Genomic DNA, 5,361 nt, shown 5'->3' on the forward strand with positions numbered 1-5,361 from the left:
ACTAAGCCTCAAACAACTGCAAAAGAAACAAAGAAAAATACTAATACAGTTGTGAAAAAAGAAACAAAAAAACAAGGTGAAAAATTACCTAATACAGCATCAAACGGTGTTACAATGATGTTAGCAAGCTTAGGATTAGCATTAGCTGGTTCTGTATTAATGTTCCGTCGTAAAAAGACAAACGCATAAAATAGTTCCTTAAAACGGCAGGAGAAATCCTGTCGTTTTCAAATGGAGTGATAAAAGTGAATAAAAAACAATGGATAGGCTTATGTTTAACTGTTATTGGACTTACTATCTTTTCCTATTATTTTCTAGAATGGTATAGTGCTAGACAATCAGCAGAGTCGTTAACAACTAACGAGGCTAAACAATATGAGACCTCCACACCTTCTAAAGAAAATGAAACGCAAAACATCAATCAAACAGAGACAGAGATAAAGACTGACACTTCATTACAAGAAGAACCTGTACAAATTCCCGCTTCAAATGTAAACCATCAGTTAGGAGATAAAGTAGCATATTTAATTATCCCTAAAATACAAAAGAAATACTCTATATATTGGGGAGCCGATGATAAAGTACTAAAAAAGGGTGTAGGTATGTTTGTTAGTGACTTAACTACTACACCATCTGGAAATGGCCATACAGTTTTAAGTGGACATAGAGATACTGTTTTTACCGAGCTTGGTCAATTAAAGGAAAATGACCAACTTATCGTGGAATATGAAAATAAAACATATACATATGAAATTAACAAGCATTGGATAACAGATTCAGAAGATCGAACAGTTATTGTAGAAAAAAGTGAGCCAACATTAACATTAACAACTTGTTATCCTTTTGACTATATAGGAGACGCTCCAGACCGGTACATAATTGAAGCATCTCTACTTTCCATTCATTGAGGATGGAAAGTCCAATACACATTAGTAAAATTAAAGTGGTTATCTAGTCGGAGAAAGGCACCTTAGGGTGTCTTTTTTTATGTAAATAAGCTGCTCATATGGAAAGTTTATTATAGTTTTTTGTTTAGCGTGATTTTTTTTCGGAATATTGGCGGCATGTCATGCTCATCAAGCCAACAGAACAGGTTGCTCCCAAAAGTTTTTTATACAAAATAACATCAAAAAATACGTCTTGAACAAGTATTAAAAAAGAAAGCTGAAGGGCAAGTATATCCTTTTGGAGTCTTTTTAAGAGAAAATGATACAATGAAGATAATATTAGGGAATTATGGGGATGATTACGTTGATTACTTTGATAAAATTTGTAGTTGGTTATGCTGCAAGTCTGTTTGCTTTTATTTTTGGATGGTTCTTAATTTCATATATTTTTAATCCTAGCTTTATTTACCCGGACGTTTTACATGGATTCATAAAAACTATCGTCACTTATGGTAGTATACCAGCTCTCATAGCTTGTTTACTTGGGGAAGTTTTATATAGGAAAATTAAACGATGTCGAGAGTTTCAATTTGGAATTCCTTTATTTATAGGACTAGCAGTTATCTATACACTTATACCATTTCTTTTTCTTTTTACTTTTACTTTTACTTTTTCACATTTCTTTGACTTCGTTGCACCTGTTATTATGGGTTCCTTAGCGTTTTATTTAGTACGTAGAAAAATATAATTCTCGTTTTGGTGCATTATAATAGCTATCTCTGAATCACTAGTTTCCAAAAGCCTTCACGCAATGATGATTGCATGAAGGCTTTTGATGTTTTCTTATTTTTTTGTCTCGTTAACCCATGTAATAATGTCCTGGATGACGTATTCGGGAACGTTAGCAGGGATTTCATATTCACTAGGGAGGCTTAATTCCCCGTCACCCTCCGTGAAGAAATGATTCAATTTCGGATATTTTTTGAACTGAACATTCCCGCGGTTTGCAAGCCCTTCTTGCCATTTTGTATATTCATCTTTTACTGTTACTTGATAATCACGTGCTCCTTGCAGAATGAGTAAAGGCTCTTTTCGTGATTTTGCCTCTTCAACTGGACGCCACCTAGAAACATCATACATAAAATGAGGTGACCCAAAATTGTAGCCAGCTGGAGGATGGTCAGGATTGAAAGTAGGATCCTGAATAAAAGCAGCCTGTCTTTTTAGTTCAGTGATTTCTTCCTTTGACGCCCCAAGGTATTCATACTGATCAATGGCAATGTCAGTCAAAGGGCGTGCAGGTGGTGCGAGTAAGATGCTTCCTCGGACAAGTGAGGAAGGTGCTTTGCTTAGTATACGTGGCATTGTGCCAGCTCCTAGACTATGTCCAAGAATGAAAATATTATTTGGATCAATGCCTTCCTGCTGCGCTACTGATTTTGCTGCATATATGGCATCATCTGTAGTATCACGGTCTAATGTAACAGGTTCTGCACTCATCTTTAATGCATGTTCTAAGGTGCGCTTTTCATAGCGCAACACTGCAATTCCGTTGGATGAAAGGCCCACCGCAATGTCTCGTAAGATTTTTGTTCCCATATATGTGCTATCGCGATCATGGATGCCAGCACCATGAACAAGAACAACTACGGGCAGCTTTTCACCACGCTTATGTTTCGGAACTGTTAATGTGGCTGGTAACGGATAGGTAGAATTTCCAATGACGATTTCACGTTCTTGATAGGAGTTAGATTGATCATAGCTAGGATGGGGGATGGTATAAGATTCCTCGGGTAGCCTTTCTCCAATTTCATCTACTTTCCCGCCAGGTGTGAATTTAAGGAGTAGCGGTATGGTAGTTCCTTCGGTAGCTGCTGGAATTTCTACCGTCTGATGGACCAAGTTTCGTTCTTTTATCACGGGGATTCCCATGCTTTTTATCCCGCTCCAACCACTTTGTGTCCACCAGTTTTGTAATGTGGTTGCTGTAAACTTGGATTGAAAAGTAGTAGACGTCAACTGTAGTGCCTCTGCATACTTACCTTGCTGGAGATATTCAAAAAATAATGATGTACGCTCCGTTAAAGAGACTAGTTTCTTTTCAGCAGATTGTTCCTCGCTTGTATCTGCGTGAATAGTTGTTGTAAGCGAGAAAGATGAAATGCCTAAAGAAAAGAGTAGGATAAAGGTAAGTGCTAATCTTTGTATTTTCTTTTTTTTAATCATGTTTTAACCTCCAATATGTGATGGCAAAAAACAAGTATGGTAATTAGAATTCTGGTGCGAAAACTTCAAAATATTTGCAAGCAATCTCCAAAACTTGGACATACTAATATTATTATTCTAAAAAAATGTAGATTTCTTCTCTTGTTACATGCATATTAATCGCAGAAATAATCTTTTTTCCTTCACTTTCTATTTTGATTATAGGAAACAAAGCTCTCGTTTTTCTTACTTGATACTTACAAATTCCTTAAGCAGGGGATATTTTAAAATCTTAGCTTGATGGATATGTGACGGTACTCCTATGTTAAGAGATAGCTTAAGGACCGAGGATTATATTGTTTTTATAAAGAGTTGATGTTATGTTTGTTTTGTAACATATGGTGTTTTATGTATGTAGGAGGATTTATTGAAGAAATTATTAATATTGTTTTTATTAGCTACATTTTGTCTACAGATTACAGGATGTTCTAATAATATGGGTGCACTAAGGGAGAAGTCTAAAACTTCAACACTTGTGAAGTCTAAACGCATCAACAAAGGGTGGTACAAACATATGTAATAGTTTGTATCACCCTTTGTTGATGATAGAAGTTATAAGGCAAAATTAATTAGGTTGATAGTAGATATTTTCCATAAAGAAAAGACACCCATATCAGAGTGTCCTTTCTAATAGTTTTTTAGCAGAAGCAACTGCATCCGATAATGATTAATAGTATAAAGAGTACAACAAGTAAAGCAAATCCACCAGCAAAACCACAGCCTTCTCCGCAACTACCACCATAGCCCATAATAGTTTCTCCTTTAGGTAAGAGGATAAAACTAAGGTTCATTCGTGTATTTTAACGGGTTCACTTTACCTTATGTTTTTAAGAATGAATGGAGCAGGTTCTTTTTTATTTTATCGAAAGTAAACTTTTAGCCAGTAGTTTATTTTCATACTATTGATTTTTATGCGTATTTGGTGAAAAATCAAGGAGCTGCAAAAAAATACTATACCGAAATTTAGTTCGGTATAGTAACGTGCATATAAAAGATCCCACTTTGCTATATCCCCAAAAAGAGTCATAAAAATCTATGTTTTTTTAATTCAGTTGCAAACTACAAAACTTCTTTTTAAAGAAATGTATGTACATACAAATTATATTTTATTCCATAACTCTCTAACTTTTGTTCACGATAGTCTGATATTGAAAAAATATAATATTTGGTACGACATCACTTTGTTTTTTTATAAAGTTTTGTAATTAAACTATAATATTGTATTTTTTTTGTATTATTGAAATTAGTAATAATAAAATGTATTATTGAAAAGCACAATTTATAATTCAAGTAATCAGGACTATGCGTCTATTATAATTTGAACATTCAGAAATTATAATATTGTCTAAAAATGAGGTGAGATTCATAGAAACAGTAAATATTAAATGGTATGGAATGTATAGTATAAATGATTTTTATAATAGGGAAGAAGCTTCTAAGAAGGGGATATTTGCAATCTCTAGAGTATGTGCTAAGAATGTAACATTGCTATATATAGGACAAACCAAAAGAAGCTTTATACAAAAGATAAGGGAACTTAATAAGGAGTGGCCTTTCGATGAGAGCGAATTAAAGATTACATTAGGAATAATAGAATTTCCTAGTGGTGAAATTTACTCTGAAAAGAAGGTAAAAGAGATAAAATCCCTTTTGATTTTACGACATACCCCATTAGAAAACGAAACATCTTTATTATACTATAGAGGGAAATTTAATTTAAAAATTATAAATAAGGGAAGAAGAGGTTTAATTGTTAAAAAGCTTTCTACAGGAGATCTAATGTGGACATAATCGGAATCACCTTTGAATAAAATTGAAGGTTTCTTAAGTGCGGAAGCTTATCAATTTTTAATGTATTAAACTATTTTGAATGACATATGTCAGATGCTTGAAAAAAATAAATTTTATTATGATATGAGATCCTGTAGGAAAGTGTAGTTTATTTCTATTATTTAATAAAATATTAAGAAAATTATAGAGATAATACATAAAGAGTAGAGGAGAAAGTAAACGCGGAGGTTTGAAGAATGGGACAAGTAAGTAGATTTCAAGAAAAACAACAGAATCGTCGTCAAAAGGCAATTTTTAATATTGCATTTACTTTAATATTAGTGACAGTTGGTATAGTGACATACCAGTTATTTACCGCTTCTAATACATCAAAGAAAGCAATTGCTCAAGAAAAGAAAGCAACAAAGATAGAAGAGAA

General features: G+C 33.5%; 6 protein-coding genes and 2 pseudogenes. 6 read left to right on the top strand and 2 right to left on the bottom strand.

Features of this window, described 5'->3' with window-relative positions; all coding sequences use genetic code 11:
• The 4 genes and pseudogenes from MR167_RS30245 to MR167_RS30260 all read left to right on the top strand — a co-directional run.
• Nucleotides 1–189: LPXTG cell wall anchor domain-containing protein (locus tag MR167_RS30245; protein ID WP_242316154.1), on the top strand; the 189-nt coding region annotated here is incomplete at its 5' end.
• A gap of 56 nt (nucleotides 190–245) precedes the next feature.
• Nucleotides 246–908, top strand: coding sequence for a class D sortase (locus MR167_RS30250; RefSeq protein ID WP_242316155.1), 663 nt, complete (start codon nucleotides 246–248; stop codon nucleotides 906–908).
• 186 nt (nucleotides 909–1,094) lie between these two features.
• Nucleotides 1,095–1,217: pseudogene (locus MR167_RS30255) on the top strand (GNAT family N-acetyltransferase); the annotation flags it as partial.
• 25 nt (nucleotides 1,218–1,242) lie between these two features.
• Nucleotides 1,243–1,635: a hypothetical protein gene (locus tag MR167_RS30260; RefSeq protein WP_042887074.1), complete on the top strand. Its 393-nt coding sequence runs from the start codon at nucleotides 1,243–1,245 to the stop codon at nucleotides 1,633–1,635.
• Between the two features lie 95 nt (nucleotides 1,636–1,730).
• Here the strand turns inward: MR167_RS30260 and MR167_RS30265 are convergent, their stop codons facing one another.
• Both MR167_RS30265 and MR167_RS30270 read right to left on the bottom strand, forming a co-directional pair.
• On the bottom strand, nucleotides 1,731–3,113 hold the full coding sequence (locus tag MR167_RS30265) for an alpha/beta hydrolase (protein WP_242316156.1): 1,383 nt from the start codon (nucleotides 3,111–3,113) through the stop codon (nucleotides 1,731–1,733).
• A 677-nt stretch (nucleotides 3,114–3,790) separates the two neighbouring features.
• Entirely contained in the window at nucleotides 3,791–3,901 is a 111-nt protein-coding gene (locus MR167_RS30270) for a YjcZ family sporulation protein (RefSeq protein ID WP_000540371.1), read from the bottom strand.
• Between the two features lie 607 nt (nucleotides 3,902–4,508).
• On the opposite strand from MR167_RS30270, the gene MR167_RS30275 reads away from it, so the two are divergent.
• Together MR167_RS30275 and MR167_RS30280 are read left to right on the top strand one after the other, a co-directional pair.
• Nucleotides 4,509–4,943: a hypothetical protein gene (locus tag MR167_RS30275; protein WP_002162905.1), complete on the top strand. Its 435-nt coding sequence runs from the start codon at nucleotides 4,509–4,511 to the stop codon at nucleotides 4,941–4,943.
• Between the two features lie 236 nt (nucleotides 4,944–5,179).
• Nucleotides 5,180–5,361: pseudogene (locus tag MR167_RS30280) on the top strand (YrrS family protein); the annotation flags it as partial.

Origin of the sequence: Bacillus cereus group sp. BfR-BA-01355, from assembly GCF_022663675.1 — a bacterium.
Taxonomy (GTDB): domain Bacteria; phylum Bacillota; class Bacilli; order Bacillales; family Bacillaceae_G; genus Bacillus_A; species Bacillus_A thuringiensis_S.

What these genes read in the sequence shown, in the direction of transcription:
- MR167_RS30260 (WP_042887074.1), top strand. Translation starts at nt 1,243, where the DNA reads ATGATTACGTTGATTACTTTGATAAAATTTGTAGTTGGTTATGCTGCA.
- MR167_RS30265 (WP_242316156.1), bottom strand. Translation starts at nt 3,113, where the DNA reads ATGATTAAAAAAAAGAAAATACAAAGATTAGCACTTACCTTTATCCTA.
- MR167_RS30270 (WP_000540371.1), bottom strand. Translation starts at nt 3,901, where the DNA reads ATGGGCTATGGTGGTAGTTGCGGAGAAGGCTGTGGTTTTGCTGGTGGA.